This is a genomic window from Janthinobacterium sp. 61, from assembly GCF_002846335.1.
Taxonomy (GTDB): domain Bacteria; phylum Pseudomonadota; class Gammaproteobacteria; order Burkholderiales; family Burkholderiaceae_D; genus Janthinobacterium.
In genome coordinates this window covers 634,485-656,846 of sequence record NZ_PJMQ01000001.1, presented here as the reverse complement: position 1 = coordinate 656,846, position 22,362 = coordinate 634,485, and the positions used below count along the sequence as shown (strand labels likewise).

Below are 22,362 nucleotides of genomic sequence, written 5' to 3'. Positions count from 1 at the left end.
TCAAGAATTACTTGCCGGCGCGCGTGCGTGCCACCACCGCTTCCAGATTGGTCCATGCCGGCTGGTGGCTGCGACTGCGGCGCAGATAGGCGGCCAGCTGGGCCACGTCGTTGTCCGTCAGCGAGGCGGCAAAGCCGGGCATCAGCACGTTGGGCATGGCCTCATCCCTGGACAAACCGTGCAGGATGACCTGGATCAGGTTGGCGGGATCAGGCGCGCTGACGGCGCTGTTCAGGCTTAGTTCCGGACGCAATGCCACAGGCTGGCCATCGCTGTTCGAGTGGCACGAGGCGCAGGCGGCCACGTACAGGCTGGCGCCACGGTCGTTGTCGACCAGGCTGACGCGCTGCGAACGGGCGATGCCGGTCTTTATCACTGCATCCACATCCACCTTGCGCCCGGCAGCACCGGAAACACCGGCAAAATACACGGACAGCGCGCGGATATCGCCATCGGGCGAGGCGCCCATGCCTTCGTGCACGACGTCCGACATGGGCCCGGCCGCCACGCCGTGCAGGGCCGTCGCCCCCGTGCGCAGGAAGGCATACAGTTCATCCTGTGTCCACGGCAATGGTGCCGTATTGGCGCTGGTCAGGGCCGGTGCATACCAGTGATCGATGGACGCACCCAGATACGACGACCCGGCAAGCTCGGCGCCCAGCGCATTGCGCGGCGTGTGGCAGGCCGCGCAATGGGCCAGGCCTTCGGCCAGATACCGGCCCCGGTTCCAGTCCAGTCCTTGCGCGGCATCAAGCTGATAGCTGGCCGGCTTAAAGAACAGCAACTTCCAGCCCGCCTGCAAGGGGCGCAGGTTCAAAGGAAAAGGCACACTGTTCGGGGGCGCCACCGCATACACGGGCGGGCGTGTCATGAAATACGCGTACAAGGCCGTCAGGTCGGCGTCCGAGACCAGGTTGAAGTGCGTGTACGGAAAGACGGGAAACAAATGGGCGCCATCGCGGCCCACGCCTTCGCGCATGGCCCGCTGGAAGGCGGCCAGCGACCAGCGGCCGATACCCGTTTGCGTGTCCGGCGTGATATTCGTCGCGTAGATCGTGCCGAACGGCGTGGCCAGGCCGTGGCCACCCGCATAATCGGCACCGCCCTTGGCCGTATGGCAGGCCGCGCAATTGCCCATGCCAGCCAGGACGCGGCCCTTTTCCACCACTTGCGGAGAAAATGCCGTGGCGGCAGGCGGATTGACGGGCGCCAGCGCGGGGCGCCAGTAATACAAGTAGGCAGCCAGGGCGGCCACGATGAGCAGCGCCAGCAATAGCAGCAAGCCGGTGAAAATCTTTTTGAGCAAAACAGGAGTCCGATAAAAGGCTGAGCACGCGCCTGCCGCGCACGGACGGCAGCAACAGGGCAAATGTTGACAATGATAGGGACAATCTTACCGCGATTGTGACTTGTTGTATGTACGCAATGACACGCAGGCAACGCCGCGGGCGGGCTGCACCTTATAATCAGCGTTTCAGCACGCCGCCGCTCCTTCATGCATACCGTAACCATCATCCTCATCCTCGTCTTGAGCGTCGTCCTGTGCGGCTTCATCGCCCGTTCGCGCTGGGTCAAGCTGCCGCTGCCCCTGATCCAGATCGCCGGCGGCACGGGATTGGCCCTGTTTGGCGTGCAAGTGCCGCTCGATCCCGATATTTTCTTCCTGCTCTTCATTCCGCCGCTGCTGTTTCTCGATGGCTGGCGCATTCCCAAGGGCGCCTTCTTTTCCGATGCGCGCTCGATCCTGATGCTGGCCATCGGCCTGGTGCTGTTTACCGTGCTGGGCATGGGTTTCTTCATCGACTGGCTGATCCCCAGCGTGCCGCTGGCCGTCGCCTTTGCGCTGGGCGCCATCCTGTCGCCGACGGACCCCGTGGCCGTGTCGGCGATCGCGGCCGGCAACCCGATCCCGCCGCGCCTGATGCACATCCTGGAAGGCGAATCCCTGCTGAACGACGCCTCGGGCCTGGTCTGCTTCACGTTTGCCGTGGGCGCCATGATGACGGGCGGCTTTTCCATCGGCGCCGCCTCGCTGAGTTTCCTGCAGGAAGCGGGCGGCGGCATCGTCATCGGCCTGGCGATCTCCTGGGGCGTGGGCCTGGCGAATAAATGGCTGGTGAGCAAGGTCGGCGAAGAGCCTGGCCTGCAAATCCTCATCAGCATCCTGATCCCGTTCGCCGCCTACCTGGGTGCCGAGCAAATCCACGGCTCGGGCATCCTGGCGGCCGCCACGGCGGGCGTGTCCATGCATTACGCCGACCTGATCGGGCGTCCGCTGGCCGCCACGCGCACCCAGCGCAAGGCCGTGTGGGATACCGTGCAACTGGTCTTGAATGGCGTGATCTTCGTCATGCTGGGCGCGCAGCTGCCCACCACCGTGGCCGGCTTGCCCGCCGCGTCCATGGAAGTGGGCGCCGGCAGCGCCTGGAAGCTGCCCCTGTTCGTCATCGCCATCACGGTGGGGCTGACCTTCATGCGCTTCATCTGGGTCTTCATTTCCATGAAACTGACCTTGTTCAAGCACCACAAGAAAATGCCGGGCGAATCGAAGGAAGCGGCGCTGCTGGCCCGTCCCAGCCTGCGCCTGCTGCTGGTGGCCTCGTTTGCGGGCGTGCGCGGCGCGCTGACCCTGGCCGGCATTTTGACCCTGCCTTTGTTCTTGCCTGACGGAAATCGTTTCCCCGCGCGCGATCTGGTCATCTTCCTGGCCATGGGGGTGATTTTGCTGTCGCTGTTGCTGGCAAGCGTCACCCTGCCCCTGCTGACCAAGGGCCTGGTGTTCGCGCCGCCCGCGCGCCGCTCGACGGAAGAGCGCAATGCCCGCGCCGCTGCCGCCGAAGCGGCTATTGCGCGGCTGGAAAAAGTGTGCGAAGGCATCGACAAGAATGACAAGCAGCAAGTCGTCACCGAGGCGGCCAACCGCCTGATCGAAGCCTACCGGCGCCGCCTGGCATACGGCGAAAGCAGCAACGACGAGGCGATGCGGCTGCAAGAGCTGGCCAAGGCTGAACGCGCGCTGCGCCTGGAAGCGCTGAATGCGGAGCGGGACGAACTGTTCCGCCGCCGCATCTCGGGCGAACTGGACGACACCATCCATTTGCGCCTGCTGCGCGAAATCGACTTGCTGGAAGCAACACTGGAAGAATAGCAACACTCTGGCGCGCCAAGACAGTGTTAATAAGTAATTTTCATGGCAAGGAATGCAAGTTTTAACATTCGTGTTTATAATGCAAGGTTTATGGCCTAGTGCCGTGATTTACTTTCAGCATGGACTTCCGTAGAGTGTGTGTTGCTGAGTAGCAATTTGAGTAACCACCCGACCTGCATAAAGACACCCGACGCCGTGCCCACTTTCGCTCTCCATCGGCAGCGCTCCGCGCCGCCCGCCCTGCTCGCCGTGCTGCTGACCTCGCTGCTGGCTTCGCTGCTCGCCTGCATTGTGCTGGCGCCGTGCGTGGCGCGGGCGCAAACGGGCGCGACTGCCGAAGCCAAGCGGCCGGCCGAGGTGGCCCAGGTCCTGTTTGGCATCATCAGTTATGTGCGCTGGCCCGTGGCGCGCCCGGAAGTGCGCGTCTGCATGCTAGGCGCGCCCCGCTATGGCGCGGCCATTGTCGACACGCCCGCCTCCAGCCTGGGCCAGCGCATCCGCGTGAAAATCCCGGCGGCGGCAGCCGCTGTCAACGAATGCGACGTCGTCTACCTGGGCAGCCTGCCCGAGGGCGAACGCGAGCATCTGCTGGCGCAGATCATCGGCAAGCCGATTTTATCGGTCGCCGAACCCGGCACGTCCTGTACCGTGGGCACCATGTTCTGCCTGCGCCTGAACGAGGCGCAGATCGGTTTTGACGTCAACCTCGACGCCATCGCCCGCAGCGGCCTGCGCGTGCATCCGAACGCCTTGCAAATTGCACGTCGCAAGGCACCGCCGCCATGAGCGCCAGCATGCCTTCCCGGTTGGCGCGCAAGCCCCGCCCCACGCTCGACAGCGTGCTGCGGCGCGCCCACCTGAGCGTGTCGCTGATCGCCGTGCTGGCGGCCGGCCTGACCCTGACGGCCGTGGCGCTGCTGGCCCTGCGCGTGTATTCGGACCAGAACCTGCGCCTGGTGGCCCGCTCGATGAGCTACACGGTGGAAGGGGCCGTCGTCTTTGGCGACTCCATGGCCGCCAAGGAAGCGCTGGCCTTGATCGGCGTCAATGAAGATGTCGACCAGGCGCAAGTGAGCGACAAGACGGGCAAGGTGCTGGCCCGCTGGGAACGGGGCCAGCATGGCACGCGCTACTACATCGAACGCGCGCTGACGGGCTGGATACTGCCCGATTCGCTGACGTTTCCCATCATGCGCAATGACCAGGCCATCGGCAACATCAAGCTGGTGCCGCACAGCCGCAGCCTGCTGCCCTTCCTGCTGAGCGGCCTATCCTGTTTGCTCGCTTGTCTCGTGCTAAGCCTGGTCGTCGCCGTGCGCCTGTCGCGCCGCATGGAAGCCGAGATCACGTCGCCCCTGCGCCATCTGGCGGAAACGGCCCACCGCGTGCGGCGCGACCGCTCGTTCGAATTGCGCGTGCCGCCCGCCAACATCGCCGAACTGAACCAGATCAATGACGACTTTAACGCCCTGCTCGACGAACTGGAGGAGTGGCAAAGCCATCTGCAAAAGGAACACGCCTCGCTGTCGCACCGCGCCAACCACGACAGCCTGACGGGCTTGTCGAACCGCGCCTTCATGGAAGCGGAACTGGAACGGGCCATCCTCGAAGCGCGCATCGGCAACGGCAAGGTGGCCGTGCTGTTCCTTGACAGCGACCGGTTCAAGTACATCAACGATACCTTCGGCCATGCCTCGGGCGACCGCGTGCTGGTGACGATCGCTGCGCGCATCAAGCAGCAATTGCGCGAAGGCGACCTGGTGGCGCGCCTGGGCGGCGACGAATTCGCCATTTTGCTCAAGCCGCTGCGCAACAGTAGCGACGCCATGCACATCGCCGACAACATCATCGCCGCCATGGCGCAAGCCATTGAACTACCCACTGGCAACAGCATCGTCAGCTCGCTGACCATCGGCGTGGCCGTCTTCCCCGATCACGCCATCGACGCCGCCTCGCTGGTCGGTGCAGCGGACGAAGCCATGTACCGCGCCAAGCAGGCGCAGCGCGGCACGCGCCAGGTGGCGCGCCTGCCCCAACCCCACACTCACCCCTGAACCAAGGAGCAACACCATGCACTTTATCTACAAGCAATTATGCCGCGGCTTCCTCGGCCTGTTCATGCTGGGCCTGCTGGCCGCCTGCCAGAGTACGCCAGAGGCCAAACCGCTGTTCAGTGGCGAGCAAGTCGCCACCTTGAAGGAACAGGGCTTCAACCAGACGGACGAAGGCTGGGAACTGAGCTTTACCGACAAGCTGCTGTTCGAATTCGACGCCGCCAAGCTGACGCCGCCGAGCCGCAACGCCATCCAGAAAATCAGCGCCGCCCTGCTGAAAGTGGGCATCACCCACATGCGCGTGGAAGGCCATACGGATAACGAAGGCACGGAAGCGTACAACAACAGGCTGTCGCTGGCGCGCGCCAACGTGGTGGCCGACGCCATGAGCGCATCGGGCATCCCGCGCGACAACATCACCGTCAAGGGCCTGGGCATGAGCAAACCTGTGGCCTCGAACGCCAGCAAGACGGGCAAGGCGGAAAACCGCCGCGTCACCGTCATCGTTTCGGCGCCTTGAACGTGGGCGTGCCCGCCGTGCGCTGGGTCGTGATGGGCGTATCCGGCTGCGGCAAGAGCGCCGTCGGCAGCCTGCTGGCCGAAGCCTTGCACCTGCCCTACGTGGAGGGCGACGACGTGCATTCCCCGGAAAACGTGGCCAAGATGGCGGCCGGCATCGCGCTCGATGATGCCGACCGGGCCGGCTGGCTGGCCACCCTGAGCGAGCGGATCGCCATGGCCCGCGCGCAAGGCAGTGGCCTGGTGGTATCCTGCTCGGCCCTGAAACGCGCCTACCGGGACGTGCTGCGCGAGGGCGACCCGGCCCTGCGCTTTGCCCACCTGGACGGTCCGCGCGAGGTGCTGGAGCGCCGCATGCAGCGCCCTGGCCATTTCATGCCGTCCAGCCTGCTCGCCAGCCAGCTGGCCACCCTGCAGCCACTACAGCAGGACGAAGCCGGCATCGTGCTCGATATCCGCCAGCCTCTGGCCGTGCTGGTCGAACAGATCCTGCAAGCGCCCTGACAGGCGCGCGGCTGGACAGCCCGCGGCCCCCTGTGTAGACTGGCGCGCACTTTCATGAAGGATGTTTATGACCACACCAACGACAAAACCAGCACCGGGCCCGGAATTCTGGGAACGCGCCGACCAGGTCATCGCCCTGGCCAACGAACAATGCATGCACAGCGGCGGCAATGAAGTGGCCACCTCGCTGCTGTACGCTGCCGCCCGCTTCAATGCCTTCCTCGTCGCCAGCAAGAGCAAGGACGTGGCGAAGATGCAGGAAGAGAAGGAAGGCGCCGTGGCCTTCTTCACGGAACAGTACAAACGCATGCTGACCGACAACTTCAACGACTACATCACCAACTTCGACAAGTACACGCAACCGTCGTCTGCCCCCAAAGGCTGATGCCTACGGCCAGCCTGGACAGCCACCGCGCTCGCGCCACCCACGCCGACAGCGTGCTTGATGGCACGGTGCGCCATGCACCAGTGCAATCGCTGTGGCTGACGGCCATGCTGGCCGGCGCCGTGACTGGCGCCCTGTTCTTCTTCAGCTGGACGGGCCTGCTGCTGTTTGTGAGCAGCACGGCCATCGTCCTGCTCTTCGGCCATTCCCTGGGCAGCCATCGCAAACTGATCCACGACAGCTACTGCTGCCCCCGCTGGCTGGAATACCTGCTGGTGTATCTGGGCGTGCTGGTGGGACTCAGCGGCCCGCTGGGCCTGCTGCGCCAGCACGAGCTGCGCGACTATGCCCAGCGCCTGCCCGACTGCCACCCCTACCTGCTCCACGGCGCCGGCTTCTGGCGCGATGCCTGGTGGCAACTCCACTGCAGCTTGCAGCTTGTCCATCCGCCGCACATCGCCATCGAGCCGCGCATCGCGCACGACCGCTTTTATCGTTTTCTGGAAGCAACATGGATGTTGCAGCAACTGCCGTGGGCCCTGCTCTTCTTCGCCTGGGGCGGCTGGGGCCTGGTCTGCTGGGGTGTCTGCGCCCGAGTCAGCGCCGGCGTGCTGGGCCACTGGCTGATCGGCTACTTTGCCCACAACCATGGGCAAATGCATTTTCATGTCGGTGGCGCCGCCGTGCAAGGGAGAAATATCCGCCTGGTCTCGCTGCTGACCATGGGCGAGTGCTGGCACAACAACCATCACGCCTATCCGGGCTCGGCCAGGCTGGGCCTGCTGCCGGGCGAATGGGATCCGGGCTGGTGGATGTTGCTGCTCTTGCGGCGCCTGGGACTCGTGTCCGCCCTGCGCCTGCCGCAAGACCTGGCGCCGCGGCCGGAATTGCGCCGCCTTGGCCGCGCGGACTATCAGGCCCCGTCCCCACCCGCCAGGTAATTGTTCTTTACGCGCACATAGTGCTCGGCCGAATAGCGCAGGTAGGCAATCTCCGCTGCGCTTAAGGGGCGCACCTTGGCGGCGGGGCGACCCACGTACAGATGCCCGCTTTCCAGGACCTTGCCTGGCGACACCAGACTACCCGCGCCCAGCATGACGTGTTTTTCCACCACCACGTCATCCATGACGATGCTGCCCATGCCGATCAGGCATTCGTCGCCGATGGTGCAGCCATGCAAAATCACGGAGTGGCCGATGGTCACGTACTTGCCGATGGTCAAGGGCGAACCGTCCGGCTTGGCCGCATTCTTGTGCGACACATGACCCATGGAAAAGTCCTGGATATTGCTGCCCTCGCCGATGACGATGCGGTTCACGTCGCCGCGCAGCACGCTGTTGCACCAGATGGAACAGTCGTCGCCGATCTGCACATCGCCAATCACTTGCGCCGTGTCATGCAGGTAGATTCTTTCGCCCAGCACGGGGCGGGTATTCAGGTAGGAACTGACAGGCATCGCTCTCTCTCTTCATCAAATTAAACAACAGGCATCACACCCAGCCGGCGGCCAGTGCAAAAATGGCAAGTCCATGCGCCAGGGACGCGCCCAGCAAGCCGGCACGGCAATATACCAGCCCAGCCACCACGCCTTCGATCACGGTAAATACGACGATGGGCGCCCCCACCTGCGTCACGGTGGTGGCAAGGAAGGCGTGGCACAGGGCAAACAGCAAACCCGACACCAGCGCCGCGCGCCAGGCCGGCAGCCAGGCGAGCAATTGCTGCTGCAGCAAGCCGCGGAACAGCAATTCCTCGTAACAGTTGGCCGCCAGCGCAAAGCCCAGCAGCAAGGGCAGCATGGATGGCGCGACGGGCGCCAGGGATGGCAGGCCGAACAGGGCTTTCAAGCCCGTCGCCAGCGCGATGATCAGGGCGGCGCCCGCCACGCCCAGCAGCAGGGACAGGGCCGGCCGCAGGCCGAGCCAGCGGATCTGGCGGCGCGCCTCGCTTTCCAGCCAGCAAGTACTTGCCACCAGCCCCAGTGACATGGCGCCCAGCGCCAGCAAGACCAGCGGCGGCGCCGTGAAGCGCAAGCCGCCCGCCGCCACCTGCCAGTAACCGTGCGTGGTCATCGCATCGCGTGCCAGCACGAAAAAGACAATGTGTACGAGCACGCGCAGCAGTGGCACCGAGCCTGGCACAGTACGTGGCAACACCAGCAGCAAGGCGGCGCAGACGAGGAAGGCAGGCGTGATCGCCAGCAGGTACTGCGCCAGGGAAGTCAGCTCGGGCATCGTTCAGATCGTTCAGTCACAAGGTGCCAACGGGCACGGGCGGCAGCAATTGTATGCGGCGGCAAGGAAAACGGGCAAAAAATCGCCCATGCGTCCCGATCAAGCCGCCACGGGCTTGCGCCAGCCATGCATCAGCCCATGCGCCGCCAGTCCGGCCGCCAGCCCCCACAGGGCGCCGCCCACGCCCAGCAGGGTCACGTTCGCGGCCGTTGCCAGGAAAGTGATCAGCGCCGTTTCGCGCATGCGCACGTCCGCCATCGCCTGCGCCAGGCTGTTGCCGATGGCGCCCAGCAGGGCCAGGCCAGCCAGCGCCGTGATGAAGGGGCGCGGCAAGACCATGAACAGGCTGGCCAGGGTGACGCCGAAGACGCCCACCAGGATGTACAGCACGCCGCAAGCGAGCCCGGCGACATAGCGCTTCGACGGGTCCGCATGCGCATCCTTGCCCGTGCAAATGGCAGCCGTGATGGCGGCCACGTTGAAGGCATGCGCGCCAAACGGCGCCATCAGCAGCGAACCGAGGCCCGTCACCGTGAGAATTGGATTGGCGCTGACGCCGTAACCGTCATTGCGCAGCACCAGCATGCCGGGCATGTATTGCCCCGTCAGGGTGATCAGGAACAGCGGCAGCGCCACGCCCAAGAGCGACGCCACGGAAAAGCGCGGCATCTCGAACACGGGCGCCGCCAGGGCCAGTTCGATGCCTTGCGCATCGATGCGTCCCTGCGCCAGCAGCAGGCCCAGGCCGATCAGCATGATGCCCACCACGGCAAAGCGGGCCGTGAAACGGCGCAGCACGGCATACGACAGCAGCAGCACCACGACCAGCAGCGGGTCGGCGCTGGCGCCACCGAAGGCATTCACGCCAAATTGCAGCAAGATTCCGGCCAGCAAGCCGGCAGCGATGCCGCCAGGAATCAGGCGCACCAGGCGCTCGAAGGCGCCGGACATGCCCAGCACAATGAAGGCGAGCGCGGACACCATGTACGCGCCGATCACTTCCGCGTACGGCGTGTGCGGCATGACGGTGGCCAGGAAGGCCACGCCGGGCGTGGACCAGGCCGTGATGACAGGCGCGCGGTAGCGGTAGCTGAGCCAGATGCCCGTCACACCCACGCCGATGCTCAGCGACCAGACCCAGGACGCCGTCTGTGCCGCGCTCAGCTGGGCCAACTGGGCCGCCTGGAATACCAGCACGAAGGTTCCGCCATAGTTGACGAGGACGGAAATGCAGGCCGCCAACGTGGGAGAAGCAAGATCGCGCCATCGCAGCCGGCTGGCCATGGCGGCGGTTGTTGTGCTTGTTGTGCTTGTTGTGCTTGTTGTGGTTGCGCTTGTCGTCATGTATATGCCCCGCCATTAAAAGGGAGCATCTTAATGGTCATGTGGACTGCCAAAGCAGGCCAATTCATCAGCCAACAGCAGACCACTTTAGCGTGTTTATCCGAGCGCGCGCGCCAGGCGGACGATGCCGCTATCGATCTCGTGCGGGGTCAACGCGGCAAAGCCCAGCAGCCAGCCGCCCCGCTCCGGCGGCGTCGCATACAGCCGGCTCAAGCCCGGCAGCACGATGCCCGCCTGCGCCGCCAGCCGTATCGTTTCCAGCTCATCCCTGCCCTCGTGCAGCAGACACGGCAGTTGCAAGCCGCCCGGCGGCAGCTGCGCCGTGACCACCTGCGGCAAGTGCCGGCGCACGGCCTGCGCCATCGCGTCGCGGCGCACGGCATAGACCTTGCGCATGGCGCGCACATGGGCCGCGAAATGGCCGTCGGCGATGAAACGAGCCAGTGTCAGTTGATCCAGTTGCGGCGTGTGGCCGTCGAGGATGCTGCGCGCATGCGTCATCGGCTTGACGAGGGCGGGCGGCAGCACCATGTAGCCGATGCGCAAGCCCGGATACAGCGACTTGGCGAAGGTGCCCAGGTAAATCGTGCGCTGCTGCGTATCTAGCCCCTGCACGCAAGCCGTCGGCAAGCCGGCGTAGTGAAACTGGCTGTCGTAATCGTCCTCGATGATCCAGCCCTGCCGCTCGGCAGCCCAGGCGTTCAGCGCCAGGCGGCGCTCGAGCGTCAGGGTGACGCCCGTCGGATACTGGTGCGACGGCGTGACGTAAATCGTATTGGCCCCGCTGCGGTCCGCCCGCAGGTGTTCGATGGACAGTCCATGCGCATCGACGGGCACGGGCAGCACCCGCAACTGCGCCATCTCGAACGCCTTGCGCGCGCCGAAATAGCCGGGATCTTCCATCAATATCGGGCCATGCGCATCGGCCAGCACCTGCGCACACAGGTACAGGGCCTGGCGCGTGCTGCTTAGCACCAGCACCTGGCTGGCCGTGGCCCGCGCGCCCCGCTCCAGGTTGACATAGTCGGCGATCGCTTGCCGCAGCGGTGCGGCGCCTTGCGGGTCGCCGTGCAGCAGCACATGGTGTTCGCTACTGGCCGCCTGGCGCCGCAAGCGCTCCCACACGTCGTGGGGGAAGGCCCGCGTTTCCGGCAAGCCCGTGGCAAACGCCTTCACGCTCTGCTGGTCGACAACGCCGCCGCTGGCGAGGATGTGCGCGCCCCTGGCGCTGAGCGCCACCGGCTGCGCCGGCAAGTGAAGCAACGGCGCGCTCTGGCACGTGCCCAGCAAGCTGGCGCCTATCGACTGTGACACGAAACTGCCCGATCCGGCCTGCCGCTGGATATACCCGTCCAGGCGCAGCTGCGCGTACGCCATTTCCACCGTGTCGCGCGACACGCCCAGCGATTGCGCCAGCGCGCGCGTGGCCGGCAGGCGCAGGCCAGGCGCCAGCACGCCATCGAGTATCAGCTGGCGCAGCGCGCGCTGCACGCGCACGCGCAGGTCGAGCGCCGCCAGTTCAGGAGCGGCGATGCGGATCTTCAGGGTGTCGAGTTCGAACTGCGCCGTCATGGCGCCTTCCGCGCGGCGCGGGCAGCATCCACGGCGGCCGTGCTGCTGGCCGGCGAAAAGCCATGCTGCTGCAGTACCGCCACCAGCTGTTCGCCGGTGCAGCCCAAACGCAGATTTTCCGCTACCCAGTCCTGCCACGCGGCGCCGATCTCCGGCATGGGCTCGGGCGCCAAAGTGAGACCGAGTATGCATGCTGCCAGCAAGCCGTTGAGGCGCTTGGTGTCGATCAGGTGCTGCACCACCGCGTGCCCCGAATGGGGAAACGGGTGCAGGGTGCAGCGGCCGAAGGCGGCCAGGCGCTGCGCATGCATGGCGTCGAGGTTCACCGATTCGCTGGCGCTGGCACTGCCTCCCGCGCTGGCCACGTCCGGCCGGACCGCGTCTGGCCGCGTGCCGAACACCAGGTGCAGATGCGTTCGCTCCGACGCCCTGGCGCGGCACAGGGCCGCCAGGTCGTAATAGCCCGAGGGTGGCGGGTCTTGCGCCAGCGACTCCATCACGGGCAGCCAGCGCAGCTCGTGGTACAGGCGTGCCTGCTGCACATCGAGGAAGGACAATGGCCCAAAGGCGACGATCTGCTGCGCCTCAATCAGCAAGCCAAACATGACGGCCGCATACGCGCCCATGGACTGGCCGATGGTGGTGATGCTGGCGGGCGCAATGCTGCGCACCAGCTCCCGAAGGGCTTGCGCCGTTTCATCCACGTGATTACCCAGGCCCGCGATCTGGCGGTGATACCAGGCGTTGCCGGAGTCGCGCACCAGGATTTTGTTCAGCGGCTGGCCGCTGACCTGTTCCAGTTTTCTCAACCGCCCGTAAAAATCAAAGGCGGGGCGCGTGGTCCATGAGACGAAGCCAAAAGCGATCACCAGCGGGGCGCCGGGCACGATGCGGTCGACCAGCACGTCGTCGCCAGTGGTGGCGACCAGTCGATTATCCAGCGCTTGTGCATGCAGCATCGACCCGGCTCCCCGATAAAGTGAAAACAGCAGAAAGCATGAGTGTAATGCCAAGGCTGGCAAAATGAAAACAATCGCTGCTGCCGTACGCTGGGTGGCGCGAAAAATCTGCTAGTCTGCAGGCATTTTCCCTCTCACAGGAGCGTCCCATGCTGCATCGCCTGAAATACCTGCCACTCGCCGCCGCCATCGCCATGGCCGGCGGTTGCACCACCACGTCAGACAGCGCCAAGCCGGACGCCGGCCTGACGCCCAGCTACAGCCTGACAAATACCTACTGGAAGCTGACAGAACTCGATGGTGCCCCAGTCACGATGGCGCCGGAGCAGGAGCGCGAAGTGCGCATCACCCTCACCGACGATGGCAAGGTCCATGGTTTTACGGGCTGCAACCAGGTCATGGGTGGCTACACGGTGGCTGGCACGGCCCTGCGCTTCACGCAGCTGGCAGGCACGCGCATGGCATGCCCGCCTCCACTGATGCAGCTGGAAAGCGCCGTGCTGGCCAATTTGAACAGCGTGACGGGCTACCGCTTCGATGGCGAATACCTGATCCTGCTCAAGGATGGCGCACCCGTGGCCCGCTTTGAATCGGTCTACCTGTGAAATAAAAATCGACTGCCGTTACAATGGCTTCCAGCCCATCATCCGGAAGGAAGCCATGTCCGCACTGCCCTCGCCGTCTTCATCCCCGACACCATCGGCCGCCGGCCGCTACCGGGCTTTTCTCTTTGACATGGACGGCACCGTCATCAATTCCATCGCCGCCGCCGAACGCATCTGGGGCACCTGGGCGCAGCGCAAGGGCCTCGACGTGGCGGCCTTTTTGCCCACCATCCACGGCGCCCGCTCGGTAGACACCATCGCCAAGCTGGCCTTGCCCGGCGTCGACGCGCAGCGCGAGTCGCAGGGCATCACGGATGCGGAAATCATCGATGTGGAAGGAATTATTGAAATTGCGGGCGCGCTGCGCTTCCTGCAGTCGCTGCCGCCGGCGCAATGGGCCATCGTCACCTCGGCGCCGCGCGCGCTGGCGACGGCCCGCCTGAAGGCGGCCGGCATGCCCATTCCCGCCATCATGGTGACGGCGGAAGACGTCAAGGCGGGCAAGCCGAAACCCGATTGCTACCTGCTGGCGGCGGAAAAACTGGGCGTGGCGCCTGTTGATTGCCTGGTGTTTGAAGACGCGTCCGTCGGCATCGAGGCGGGCGAAGCCGCTGGTGCGAAAATCATCGTCGTCACCGCCACGCACGCACACCCACTGGCCACGCGCCACCCCGCCATCGACAGCTACGAGGGCATCGTGGCGACGGTCGATGGCGACGGTTTCATCGTGCTGGCGCAGCTATCTGACCCTGCGGTTTCAGCACCCGCGACAAGATAGCCTGCTCCAGCGCGGCGAAAGCCGCATGACCGCGCTGGCGGGGGCGCGGCAAGTCCACCTGCATGTCCAGGGTGATCCGCCCATCCTCGATCAGCAGCACCCGGTCGGCCAGGGCCACTGCTTCGGCCACGTCGTGCGTCACCAGCACGGCCGTGAAACCGCGCGCCAGCCACAGCGACTCGATCAGTTGCTGCATCTCAATGCGCGTGAGGGCGTCGAGCGCACCCAATGGCTCGTCGAGCAGCAGCAATTGCGGCTCGTGCACGAGGGCGCGCGCCAGCGCCACGCGCTGCTTCTGGCCACCCGACAGGGAAGCCGGCCAGTCGTCGGCCCGCTCGGCCAGACCCACCGTCCACAGCGAGGCGGCCGCCGCGCCGACGGAGCGGGGCAAGCCCAGAGCAACGTTGGCTAGCACCGTCTTCCACGGCAGCAAACGCGATTCCTGGAACATGATGCGGATATCGGGCGCGCCCACGCCGCTGCCGATGGCAATCTTGCCTTCATCGATGCTTTCCAGCCCGGCGATCGAGCGCAGCAAGGTACTCTTGCCGCATCCGCTGCGCCCCACGATGGCGACGAACTCGCCCGCTTCCAGCCGCAGGTCGACATTGTTCAGGACGGGGCGTTCGCCATAGGCCTTGCTCAATTGCGTCAATGCCAGCGGCACACCACGGCGCGCCAAAGGGACCTGCGGGGCGACCTTCGCTTGCGGCGGCGCGCCGGCCGGGTCGTATTGGACGAAGTGCGACAAAAAATCCGTTTCAATCTGGATGGGGGCGAGCAGCATGGTTTTATCTTTCCTCATTTCGTCACTATCGGTAGGCGGGATTCCAGCGCAGGCAGTGGCGCTCCAGCCCCCGCGAAAACAAATCGGCCAGCTTGCCCAGCAAGGCGTACAGCAGTATCCCCACCAGCACCACGTCCGTTTGCAGGAATTCGCGCGCATTCATGGTCATGTAGCCGATGCCCGCCTGCGCCGAGATGGTTTCGGCGACGATCAGCAGCACCCACACGAGTCCCAGCGAAAAGCGTACGCCGACCAGAATGGAAGGCATGGCGGCAGGCAGGATCACGTCGCGGTATAGCGGCCAGCCGGACAGGCCATAGCTTTTAGCCATTTCGATCAAGCCCTGGTCGGCCGAGCGGATGCCGTGGAAGGTGTTCAGGTAGACGGGAAAGAAGACGCCGACGGCCAGCAGAAACAGCTTGGCCGTCTCGTCGATGCCGAACCACAGTATCACCAGCGGGATCAGGGCCAGGGCCGGGATGTTGCGCACCATTTGCAATGTCGTGTCGAGCAGGGTTTCCGCATGGCGGAAGCTGCCCGTCAAGAGTCCCAGCAGCAGACCCAGTCCCGCGCCGATGACGAAGCCGACAGTGGCACGCCACAAGCTCGTTTTCAGGTGCAGCCACAATTCGCCCGACACGGCCAGCTGCCAGAAAGCTTTCGCCACGGCCCACGGCTCGGGCAGGATGCGGCTCGACAGCCAGCCCCACTGCGCCGCCAGTTGCCAGGCCAGCAGCAGCGCCACGGGCAAGGCCCACGGCGCCAGCGCATGACGCCAGAGAGTGCCGCGCAGATGCTTGGTGGAGAAAGTGGGGCCGGCGCCCATCTCAGGCCGCCTTTTTCTGCGGCGCGGCCGGCACGATATTGCTGGCCATGACTTCGCCGAAAGGGCCGCTCAAGGACTGCTCACCCAAGGCCTTGCCCTTGCCCAGCAGTGGGAACACCAGTTCGGCGAAACGGTACGACTCTTCCAGGTGCGGGTAGCCCGAGAAAATGAAGGTATCGATGCCCAGGTCAGCGTATTCCTGCATGCGCGCCACCACTGTGGGCGCATCGCCCACCAGGGCCGTGCCCGCACCGCCGCGTACCAGGCCCACGCCGGCCCACAGGTTGGGCGACACTTCGAGCTTGTCGCGCCGCCCGCCGTGCAAGGCCGCCATGCGCTGCTGGCCCACGGAATCCATCTTGCCGAAGGCCGCCTGCGCTTTGGCGATGATGTCGTCGTCCAGGTGGCTGATCAGTTCATCGGCCGCGCGCCATGCCGCCTCGTTGGTCTCGCGCACGATCACGTGCAATCGGATGCCAAACCGGACTGTGCGGCCTTTTTTTGCCGCACGCGAGCGGATGTCGGCGATCTTTTCCGCCACGGCGGCGGGTGGTTCGCCCCAGGTCAGGTACACGTCCATCTGCTCGGCCGCCAGTTCATGCGCCGGCTCCGACGAGCCGCCGAAGTACAGCGGTGGGTATGGTTTCTGCACGGGCGGGTACAGGGTTTTCGCGCCCTTGACCTGGATATGCTTGCCCTCGAAATCATAGCCGGCCGCGCCGCCCTCGCCCGCCAGCGTCGCACGCCAGACCTTGATGAATTCATCGGAGATCTCGTAACGCTTGGCATGGTCAGCAAACAGGCCATCCGCTTCCAGTTCGCCCTGATCGCCCCCGGTGACGACATTGATCAGGAGGCGCCCGTTCGACAGCCGGTCAAACGTGGATGCCATGCGCACGGCCAGGCCCGGCGTGGACAGGCCTGGCCGCACGGCTACTAAAAATTTGAGTTTCTGCGTCACGCTGATTAGCGATGACGCCACCACCCACGCATCTTCGCAAGAGCGGCCCGTGGGCAGCAGCACGCCGTCGTAGCCCAGCGTATCGGCGGCTACGGCCACCTGGCGCAAATAATCGGCATCGACGGGCCGCGCGCCCTGCGACGTGCCCAGGTAGCGGCTGTCGCCGTGGGTGGGGATGAACCAGAATATATTCAATGACATGGTGTTCTCTCTTTATTATTTGCTACTGGTGGCCAGTTGGCGCGCCGGCAGCAGCGCATCCTTGACAACGATGGGCTTTGGAATCAGCTTCAGGCTGGAAAATGCATCCGCCACCCTTTGCTGCGACGCGATGACATCGACCGAGACGGGTTTGACGCCGTAGGCATAGCGCGAGGCGGCCAGCGCCACCACTTCCGTGCTCAAGCCCGTCTGCGCGGCGAGGATCGTCGCCACTTCGTCCGGGTGCGTGCGGCCCCAGTCATCGACCTTGGCCACTTCATCGAGCACGATGCGCAGGATCTCGGGATTTTTTTCCGCATAGGTACGCGAGGCCAGATAAAACTGGTAGTTCGCCACCAAGCCCTTGCCATCGGCCAGCACGCGGGCGCCCAACTGCTTTTCGGCGGCCGCCAGGAACGGATCCCAGATAGCCCAGGCATCCACGCTACCCCGCTCAAAGGCGGCGCGTGCATCGGCCGGCGGCAGGAACACGGGCTGGATCTCGGCGTACGCGACACCGGCCTTTTCCAGCGCTTTCAATAACAGGTAGTGCACGTTGGAGCCCTTGTTCAGGGCGATTTTCTTGCCCTTCAAGTCGGCCAGGGTGCGCAGGCCGGAGCCCTTGGGCACGACGATGGCTTCGCTGGCCGGCGACGCCGGCTCATTGCCGACATACACCAGGTTGGCGCCGGCCGCCTGCGCAAAAATCGGCGGCGCTTCGCCCACGGTGCCGAAATCGATGCTGCCTACATTCAAGCCTTCGAGCAGCACGGGCCCGGCCGGGAACTCCGTCCATTTCACGCCCACGCCCTGTTCGGCCAGGCGTTTTTCCAGCGTGCCGCGCCCTTTCAGCAGCGTCAGGGTGCCATATTTCTGATAACCGATGCGGACCTCCCCCTTGGACTGCGCGAGCGCCGCGGCCGGCATGCCGGCCGCCATCACGCCGGCGGCGGCTGCAAACAGCAAGCCCAGAGTGGTACGGCGCGAGAGTCGTTGTGCGTGGCGGTGTGTCATGGTGCTTCCTTGGTCGGTGAATAATCAGGCGGCTTGATAGTGGGCAGCGTAAGGCTGGTCTCGCAGCGAGCGGCCGGGCACGGAAGCATCCGCCGCAGCGGCAGGCGCTGGTGCTGGCGGGCGCTTCCCCTGCAGCACGAACAGGCCGGTGGAGAGTTCCTCGATGCCGGCCTGCACGCGTGCGGCAATCGGCGCATCCAGGCTCAGGCCCCGCCCTTCGTGCCACTCCAGTTGCTGTGCATTGGCATAGATGCTGGTGAAGACCTGCTTGGCGCCCAGCGCATGCAGCACGGGCCGCAGCGCATAGTCCAGCGCCAGGGTATGGGCATGGCCGCCGCCCGTGGCTAGCGGCAGCACCAGCTTGCCGGCCAGGCCATCTTGCGGTAACAGGTCGAGGAAGGCTTTCAGCAGCCCCGTATAGGACGCCTTGTAGATGGGCGTCGCGATCACGATGGCGTCGGCATCGGCCACGGCGCGCACGGCGTGGGCAATCGTCACATCGTCGTAGTCGGCCTGCAGCAGGGCACGCGCCGGCAGGTCGCGCACATGCAGCTCGGCGTAGCTGTGGCCCTGCAGCGCCAGTTGCTCTCCGATATGCAGCAGGAGGCGACTGGAACTCGATGGGAGTTGCGGGCTACCGCCCAATAACAAGATGCTCATGTGATGCCCGTCCCTGTAGGTTATCGAAGTGGATTTGCTCGGATGCTTGCAGCCTATCGCCATCAGCAGCCTGGTAAAACGAATGCTTTCGCGCTTCGATATGCGTTTTTTGACTATCCGGGCCTGACGCCCCGCAAGCGAAGGCACCGCTCCCCGCGCGGCTTTTTTCGCATATCCATGCGCGGTTTTCTTCGTGTACGGCGCGCGCCTGGCGGTGCAATATCGGCGTCATCGTCTTTCTGGAATCTGCCCCATGCCTAGCGCTTTTCTCCATGCCACCCGTCCCGCCGCCCCCGCAGCGGAACCGCTGCAGGACGCCATCAGCGTCGCCACCGCGCTGGCCGCGCGCCTGGCCGAAACGGCCAATGCCCGCGACCAGGCCGGCGGACATGCCGCGCAGGAGCGCGAATGGCTGCGCGAATCAGGCTTGCTGACCTTGTCGATTCCCGTGGAATTCGGCGGCCAGGGCGCGTCGTGGCCCCTCGTGTACCAGGTGATCCGCATCCTGGCGCGCGCCGACAGCGCCCTGGCGCATGTCTTTGGCTTCCACCATTTGCAGCTGGCGGGCCTGCAGCTGTATGGCAGCGCGCAGCAGCAGCGCCGCCTGCTTGCCTTGACCGTCAACGAGCGCCTGTTCTGGGGCAATGCCCTGAATCCCCTCGACAAACGGGTCACGGCAACCGACAGTGACGACGGATTCATCCTCGATGGCATCAAGAGCTTTTCTTCCGGCTCCGTCGGTTCCGACTGGCTGACCGTCTCGGCCTGGCACGCCCCCACGCAAACGGCGCTGATCGCCGCCCTGCCCACGCGCCAGGATGGCGTGACCGTGCAGGCGGACTGGGATGCCTTCGGCCAGCGCCAGACGGACAGCGGCAATGTGCATTTCAAGGCGGTAGCCCTGCCGCAGGAACTGGTGCTGCAGGCGCCCGCGCAGGCCGCCACGCCGCAAGCCACCGTGCGCTCGCAGATCGCGCAACTGATCATGAGCAACCTGTATCTGGGTATCGCCGAAGGCGCGTTTGAGGCGGCGCGCCGCTACACGGACGAGCAGGCGAAAGCCTGGTTTGCCTCGGGCGTGGCGCAGGCGACGGACGACCCGCTGGTGCAGCACCGCTACGGCCAGCTGTGGCTGCTGCTGCGCCCCGCGCAAGTGCTGGCCGACGCGGCGGCGCAGGCACTGGAAACCGTGTTCCGCAAGGGACCGCTGGTCACGGCGCACGAACGGGGCTTGCTGGCCGTCTCCGTGGCCGAAGCCAAGTGCCTGGCGCACAAGGCGGGGCTGGAGATCAGCAGCCAGATGTTCGAACTGACGGGCGCCCGATCCACCTCGGCCCAGTATGGCTTCGACCGCTACTGGCGCAACGTGCGCGTGCATACCCTGCACGACCCCATCGACTACAAGCTGCGCGACCTGGGACGCTTTGCCTTGAATGGCACGGTGCCCGAGCCGACCGCGTATTCGTAAAAACGGGCCTGGGCACATCGATACATTTGCGCCGCAGGCTATTTAGCGGACTTCCGGGGTCAGACCCGGCGGGTCTGACCCCAGTTCTTCACTAAGCAGGAGTTAACATGACCATCGCCCGCCGCAGCATCCTCCTCACCGCCCTGACCCTGGCTCTGGCCAGCGGTTTCGTCCACGCGAAAGGGCCGAAAGACATCACCATCGGCACCAGCGCCGGCCCGTACGCGGACCAGATCAAGCTGGGCATCAAGCCTATCCTGGAAAAACAGGGCTACAAGGTCAAGCTGGTGGAATTCAATGACTACATCCAGCCGAACTTCGCGCTGGCCGAAGGTTCGCTGGACGCCAACGTGTTCCAGCACATCGTCTACCTGAAGAAATTCGCGCTGGAACACAAGCTGGCCCTGACCGACCTGATCACGATACCCACGGCGCCGATCGCCATCTACAGCAAGAAGCACAAGAGCCTGGACGAGGTGAAGGAAGGCACGACGGTAGGCTTGCCGAACGATCCGACCAACCAGGCGCGCGCGCTGGTGCTGCTTGACCAGTTGGGCTGGATCAAGTTGCGCGCCAGCTTCGACCCCGTGCGCGCCTCGGAAAAGGATATCGCCGTCAACACGAAGAAAATCAAGCTGCTGCCGCTGGAAGCGGCGCAGCTGCCACGCTCCCTGGGCGACACCGATTACTCCTTCATCAACGGTAATTACGCACTGGCGTCGGGACTGAAGCTGACGGACGCGCTGGTGGCCGAGAAAATCTCGCCCAACTACATCAACCTGGTGGCCGTGCGCACGGCGGACAAGGACAAGCAGTTCGCGAAAGACCTGGCGGCCGCCTACCGTTCGCGCGAATTCCTTGACATCACCAACAAGCACTTTGCCGGCTACTCGAAACCCGATTACCAGCAAGCCTTGCAGACGGCCGCGAAATAAGCCATGGCCAAGTCGATACGCTTCAACGCCTTCCAGATGAACACGGTGGGCCACCAGTCGCCGGGACTGTGGACGCATGCGCGCGACCGCAGCCACCGCTATACCGACCCGCAGCACTGGACGGAACTGGCGCGGCTGCTGGAAGCGGGCCTGTTCGACGCGGTATTCCTGGCCGACGTGCTGGGCGTGTATGACGTGTACCGGGGCAGCAACGATGCGGCCCTGGAACACGGCGTGCAGGTGCCGCTGAACGATCCGCTGGCGCTCGTACCCATCATGGCGCAGGCCACCACGCACCTGGGTTTCGGCGTCACCTGCGCCCTCACCTACGAACATCCGTACACGTTCGCGCGGCGCATCTCCACCCTGGATCATCTGACGGGCGGGCGCATCGGCTGGAATATCGTCACCGGCTATCTCGATAGCGCGGCGCGCAACCTGGGCTTGAGCCAGCAACTGGGCCACGACGAACGCTACGACCTGGCCGATGAATACCTCGAGGTCGTCTACAAGCTGTGGGAAAAAAGCTGGGACGACGATGCCGTCGTCAACGACAAGGTGCGCGGCATCTACGCCGATCCGGCCCGAGTACATCCGATCAACCATGCCGGGCGCCACTACCAGGTGCCCGGCATCCATCTGTGCGAACCGTCGCCGCAACGCACGCCGCTGCTGTACCAGGCGGGCACCTCGCCGCGCGGCACGCGCTTCGCGGCGCGCCATGCGGAGGCCACCTTTGTCAGTGGCCCCAGCAAGACGGTAGTGAAGCGCTACGCCGACGACTTGCGCGCCGCCGTGCGACTGGCGGGACGCGATGGCGATGCGCTGCTGATCTACGCGCAAGCGCTAGTCATCACGGGTGCCACGGAAGAAGAGGCGCGCGCCAAGCACGCCGAATATCTGCGCCATATCAATATCGAGGCGGCGCTGGTACTGCTGTCCGGCTGGACGGGCGTCGATTTCAGCCGCTATCCGCTCGACGCCACTATCGACTACATCGATTCCCCGGCCGGCCGCTCGGCGCTGGCCTCGTTCAGCCAGGCCGATCCGGATCGCACGTGGACGGTGCGCGAGGCTGCCGAATACATCGGCCTCGGTGGGCGCGGTCCGGTGCTGGTGGGCGATGCGCGCCAGGTGGCCGACCAGCTGGAAAGCTGGTTGGACGAGACGGGCATCGACGGCTTCAATCTGGCCTTTGCCGTGGCCCACGACAGCATGGCCGACGTGGTGCGCCACATCGTGCCGGAGCTGCAGCGGCGCGGCCGCTACCGCACGCAATATGAGGAAGGCAGCTTGCGCCACAAGGTCTTCGGCCAGGGTCCGCGCCTGCCGGCTGCTCATGCGGGCCGCCAGGTCAGCATCGTCCCCGCGTCCGCGCCCGCCTCTGCACTGGCGGCCTGACCCCTCT

The 22,362-nt window shown here is 65.1% G+C and carries 23 protein-coding genes; 12 read left to right on the top strand and 11 right to left on the bottom strand.

The window, feature by feature from the left end; all coding sequences use genetic code 11:
- Positions 1-7: 7 nt before the first annotated feature.
- Positions 8-1,306: a cytochrome c gene (locus tag CLU92_RS03055; RefSeq protein ID WP_101480671.1), complete on the bottom strand. Its 1,299-nt coding sequence runs from the start codon at positions 1,304-1,306 to the stop codon at positions 8-10.
- A 189-nt stretch (positions 1,307-1,495) separates the two neighbouring features.
- On the opposite strand from CLU92_RS03055, the gene CLU92_RS03050 reads away from it, so the two are divergent.
- From CLU92_RS03050 to CLU92_RS03020, 7 genes are all read left to right on the top strand, one after another.
- Complete coding sequence (locus tag CLU92_RS03050) at positions 1,496-3,148, top strand: Na+/H+ antiporter (RefSeq protein ID WP_101480670.1); 1,653 nt, start codon at positions 1,496-1,498, stop codon at positions 3,146-3,148.
- Between the two features lie 195 nt (positions 3,149-3,343).
- Positions 3,344-3,934 (top strand): YfiR family protein, encoded by a 591-nt coding sequence (locus CLU92_RS03045; RefSeq protein ID WP_257560962.1) that lies wholly within the window; start codon positions 3,344-3,346, stop codon positions 3,932-3,934.
- Positions 3,931-5,202 carry a diguanylate cyclase domain-containing protein gene (locus tag CLU92_RS03040; protein ID WP_101480669.1) on the top strand — a complete coding sequence of 424 codons (1,272 nt, stop codon included), beginning with the start codon at positions 3,931-3,933 and terminating at the stop codon, positions 5,200-5,202. Before CLU92_RS03045 ends, CLU92_RS03040 begins: the two co-directional genes overlap by 4 nt.
- 16 nt (positions 5,203-5,218) lie before the next feature.
- Positions 5,219-5,722: an OmpA family protein gene (locus CLU92_RS03035; RefSeq protein ID WP_101480668.1), complete on the top strand. Its 504-nt coding sequence runs from the start codon at positions 5,219-5,221 to the stop codon at positions 5,720-5,722.
- Between the two features lie 32 nt (positions 5,723-5,754).
- Positions 5,755-6,225, top strand: a complete 471-nt coding sequence (locus tag CLU92_RS03030) for a gluconokinase (protein ID WP_180338616.1) — start codon at positions 5,755-5,757, stop codon at positions 6,223-6,225.
- 67 nt (positions 6,226-6,292) lie between these two features.
- Positions 6,293-6,610, top strand: coding sequence for a DUF3144 domain-containing protein (locus CLU92_RS03025; protein ID WP_101480667.1), 318 nt, complete (start codon positions 6,293-6,295; stop codon positions 6,608-6,610).
- Positions 6,610-7,551, top strand: coding sequence for a fatty acid desaturase (locus tag CLU92_RS03020; protein ID WP_143452519.1), 942 nt, complete (start codon positions 6,610-6,612; stop codon positions 7,549-7,551). The genes CLU92_RS03025 and CLU92_RS03020 overlap by 1 nt, the downstream gene beginning before the upstream one ends.
- On the opposite strand, the gene CLU92_RS03015 is transcribed toward CLU92_RS03020, so the two are convergent.
- The 5 genes from CLU92_RS03015 to CLU92_RS02995 form a co-directional block, all read right to left on the bottom strand.
- Positions 7,524-8,066 (bottom strand): gamma carbonic anhydrase family protein, encoded by a 543-nt coding sequence (locus CLU92_RS03015; RefSeq protein WP_101480665.1) that lies wholly within the window; start codon positions 8,064-8,066, stop codon positions 7,524-7,526. The two genes, CLU92_RS03020 and CLU92_RS03015, sit on opposite strands and share 28 nt — an antisense overlap.
- Before the next feature lie 34 nt (positions 8,067-8,100).
- Positions 8,101-8,844, bottom strand: coding sequence for a type II CAAX prenyl endopeptidase Rce1 family protein (locus CLU92_RS03010; protein ID WP_101480664.1), 744 nt, complete (start codon positions 8,842-8,844; stop codon positions 8,101-8,103).
- Positions 8,845-8,943: 99 nt separating this feature from the next.
- Positions 8,944-10,128 (bottom strand): benzoate/H(+) symporter BenE family transporter, encoded by a 1,185-nt coding sequence (locus CLU92_RS03005; protein WP_101480663.1) that lies wholly within the window; start codon positions 10,126-10,128, stop codon positions 8,944-8,946.
- 156 nt (positions 10,129-10,284) lie between these two features.
- Positions 10,285-11,760, bottom strand: coding sequence for a PLP-dependent aminotransferase family protein (locus CLU92_RS03000; protein WP_101480662.1), 1,476 nt, complete (start codon positions 11,758-11,760; stop codon positions 10,285-10,287).
- Positions 11,757-12,719: a hypothetical protein gene (locus CLU92_RS02995; RefSeq protein ID WP_101480661.1), complete on the bottom strand. Its 963-nt coding sequence runs from the start codon at positions 12,717-12,719 to the stop codon at positions 11,757-11,759. Before CLU92_RS02995 ends, CLU92_RS03000 begins: the two co-directional genes overlap by 4 nt.
- 149 nt (positions 12,720-12,868) lie before the next feature.
- Between CLU92_RS02995 and CLU92_RS02990 the strand changes: the two genes are divergently transcribed.
- Entirely contained in the window at positions 12,869-13,324 is a 456-nt protein-coding gene (locus CLU92_RS02990; RefSeq protein ID WP_101480660.1) for an META domain-containing protein, read from the top strand.
- 55 nt (positions 13,325-13,379) lie between these two features.
- Positions 13,380-14,102 carry an HAD-IA family hydrolase gene (locus CLU92_RS02985; protein ID WP_101480659.1) on the top strand — a complete coding sequence of 241 codons (723 nt, stop codon included), beginning with the start codon at positions 13,380-13,382 and terminating at the stop codon, positions 14,100-14,102.
- Here the strand turns inward: CLU92_RS02985 and CLU92_RS02980 are convergent.
- The 5 genes from CLU92_RS02980 to ssuE are packed head-to-tail and all read right to left on the bottom strand — an operon-like array spanning position 14,047 to position 18,551.
- Complete coding sequence (locus CLU92_RS02980; protein WP_101480658.1) at positions 14,047-14,889, bottom strand: ATP-binding cassette domain-containing protein; 843 nt, start codon at positions 14,887-14,889, stop codon at positions 14,047-14,049. The two genes, CLU92_RS02985 and CLU92_RS02980, sit on opposite strands and share 56 nt — an antisense overlap.
- A 25-nt stretch (positions 14,890-14,914) precedes the next feature.
- Positions 14,915-15,715 carry an aliphatic sulfonate ABC transporter permease SsuC gene (gene ssuC / locus CLU92_RS02975; RefSeq protein ID WP_101480657.1) on the bottom strand — a complete coding sequence of 267 codons (801 nt, stop codon included), beginning with the start codon at positions 15,713-15,715 and terminating at the stop codon, positions 14,915-14,917.
- Between the two features lies 1 nt (position 15,716).
- Complete coding sequence (gene ssuD, locus CLU92_RS02970) at positions 15,717-16,877, bottom strand: FMNH2-dependent alkanesulfonate monooxygenase (RefSeq protein ID WP_101480656.1); 1,161 nt, start codon at positions 16,875-16,877, stop codon at positions 15,717-15,719.
- Between the two features lie 15 nt (positions 16,878-16,892).
- On the bottom strand, positions 16,893-17,891 hold the full coding sequence (locus CLU92_RS02965; RefSeq protein ID WP_166674817.1) for a sulfonate ABC transporter substrate-binding protein: 999 nt from the start codon (positions 17,889-17,891) through the stop codon (positions 16,893-16,895).
- A 24-nt stretch (positions 17,892-17,915) separates the two neighbouring features.
- Positions 17,916-18,551: an NADPH-dependent FMN reductase gene (gene ssuE, locus CLU92_RS02960; RefSeq protein ID WP_101480655.1), complete on the bottom strand. Its 636-nt coding sequence runs from the start codon at positions 18,549-18,551 to the stop codon at positions 17,916-17,918.
- Positions 18,552-18,804: 253 nt separating this feature from the next.
- Between ssuE and CLU92_RS02955 the strand changes: the two genes are divergently transcribed.
- The 3 genes from CLU92_RS02955 (at position 18,805) to CLU92_RS02945 (ending at position 22,355) form a co-directional block, all read left to right on the top strand.
- Entirely contained in the window at positions 18,805-20,019 is a 1,215-nt protein-coding gene (locus CLU92_RS02955) for an acyl-CoA dehydrogenase family protein (RefSeq protein ID WP_101480654.1), read from the top strand.
- A gap of 107 nt (positions 20,020-20,126) precedes the next feature.
- Positions 20,127-20,954, top strand: a complete 828-nt coding sequence (locus tag CLU92_RS02950) for a MetQ/NlpA family ABC transporter substrate-binding protein (RefSeq protein WP_101480653.1) — start codon at positions 20,127-20,129, stop codon at positions 20,952-20,954.
- A 3-nt stretch (positions 20,955-20,957) separates the two neighbouring features.
- Positions 20,958-22,355, top strand: a complete 1,398-nt coding sequence (locus CLU92_RS02945; RefSeq protein ID WP_101480652.1) for an LLM class flavin-dependent oxidoreductase — start codon at positions 20,958-20,960, stop codon at positions 22,353-22,355.
- Positions 22,356-22,362 lie beyond the last annotated feature (7 nt).

What these genes read in the sequence shown, in the direction of transcription:
- CLU92_RS03050 (WP_101480670.1), top strand. Translation starts at nt 1,496, where the DNA reads ATGCATACCGTAACCATCATCCTCATCCTCGTCTTGAGCGTCGTCCTG.
- CLU92_RS03040 (WP_101480669.1), top strand. Translation starts at nt 3,931, where the DNA reads ATGAGCGCCAGCATGCCTTCCCGGTTGGCGCGCAAGCCCCGCCCCACG.
- CLU92_RS03035 (WP_101480668.1), top strand. Translation starts at nt 5,219, where the DNA reads ATGCACTTTATCTACAAGCAATTATGCCGCGGCTTCCTCGGCCTGTTC.
- CLU92_RS03030 (WP_180338616.1), top strand. Translation starts at nt 5,755, where the DNA reads ATGGGCGTATCCGGCTGCGGCAAGAGCGCCGTCGGCAGCCTGCTGGCC.
- CLU92_RS03025 (WP_101480667.1), top strand. Translation starts at nt 6,293, where the DNA reads ATGACCACACCAACGACAAAACCAGCACCGGGCCCGGAATTCTGGGAA.
- CLU92_RS03020 (WP_143452519.1), top strand. Translation starts at nt 6,610, where the DNA reads ATGCCTACGGCCAGCCTGGACAGCCACCGCGCTCGCGCCACCCACGCC.
- CLU92_RS03015 (WP_101480665.1), bottom strand. Translation starts at nt 8,066, where the DNA reads ATGCCTGTCAGTTCCTACCTGAATACCCGCCCCGTGCTGGGCGAAAGA.
- CLU92_RS03010 (WP_101480664.1), bottom strand. Translation starts at nt 8,844, where the DNA reads ATGCCCGAGCTGACTTCCCTGGCGCAGTACCTGCTGGCGATCACGCCT.
- CLU92_RS03005 (WP_101480663.1), bottom strand. Translation starts at nt 10,128, where the DNA reads ATGGCCAGCCGGCTGCGATGGCGCGATCTTGCTTCTCCCACGTTGGCG.
- CLU92_RS03000 (WP_101480662.1), bottom strand. Translation starts at nt 11,760, where the DNA reads ATGACGGCGCAGTTCGAACTCGACACCCTGAAGATCCGCATCGCCGCT.
- CLU92_RS02995 (WP_101480661.1), bottom strand. Translation starts at nt 12,719, where the DNA reads ATGCTGCATGCACAAGCGCTGGATAATCGACTGGTCGCCACCACTGGC.
- CLU92_RS02990 (WP_101480660.1), top strand. Translation starts at nt 12,869, where the DNA reads ATGCTGCATCGCCTGAAATACCTGCCACTCGCCGCCGCCATCGCCATG.
- CLU92_RS02985 (WP_101480659.1), top strand. Translation starts at nt 13,380, where the DNA reads ATGTCCGCACTGCCCTCGCCGTCTTCATCCCCGACACCATCGGCCGCC.
- CLU92_RS02980 (WP_101480658.1), bottom strand. Translation starts at nt 14,889, where the DNA reads ATGCTGCTCGCCCCCATCCAGATTGAAACGGATTTTTTGTCGCACTTC.
- ssuC (WP_101480657.1), bottom strand. Translation starts at nt 15,715, where the DNA reads ATGGGCGCCGGCCCCACTTTCTCCACCAAGCATCTGCGCGGCACTCTC.
- ssuD (WP_101480656.1), bottom strand. Translation starts at nt 16,877, where the DNA reads ATGTCATTGAATATATTCTGGTTCATCCCCACCCACGGCGACAGCCGC.
- CLU92_RS02965 (WP_166674817.1), bottom strand. Translation starts at nt 17,891, where the DNA reads ATGACACACCGCCACGCACAACGACTCTCGCGCCGTACCACTCTGGGC.
- ssuE (WP_101480655.1), bottom strand. Translation starts at nt 18,551, where the DNA reads ATGAGCATCTTGTTATTGGGCGGTAGCCCGCAACTCCCATCGAGTTCC.
- CLU92_RS02955 (WP_101480654.1), top strand. Translation starts at nt 18,805, where the DNA reads ATGCCTAGCGCTTTTCTCCATGCCACCCGTCCCGCCGCCCCCGCAGCG.
- CLU92_RS02950 (WP_101480653.1), top strand. Translation starts at nt 20,127, where the DNA reads ATGACCATCGCCCGCCGCAGCATCCTCCTCACCGCCCTGACCCTGGCT.
- CLU92_RS02945 (WP_101480652.1), top strand. Translation starts at nt 20,958, where the DNA reads ATGGCCAAGTCGATACGCTTCAACGCCTTCCAGATGAACACGGTGGGC.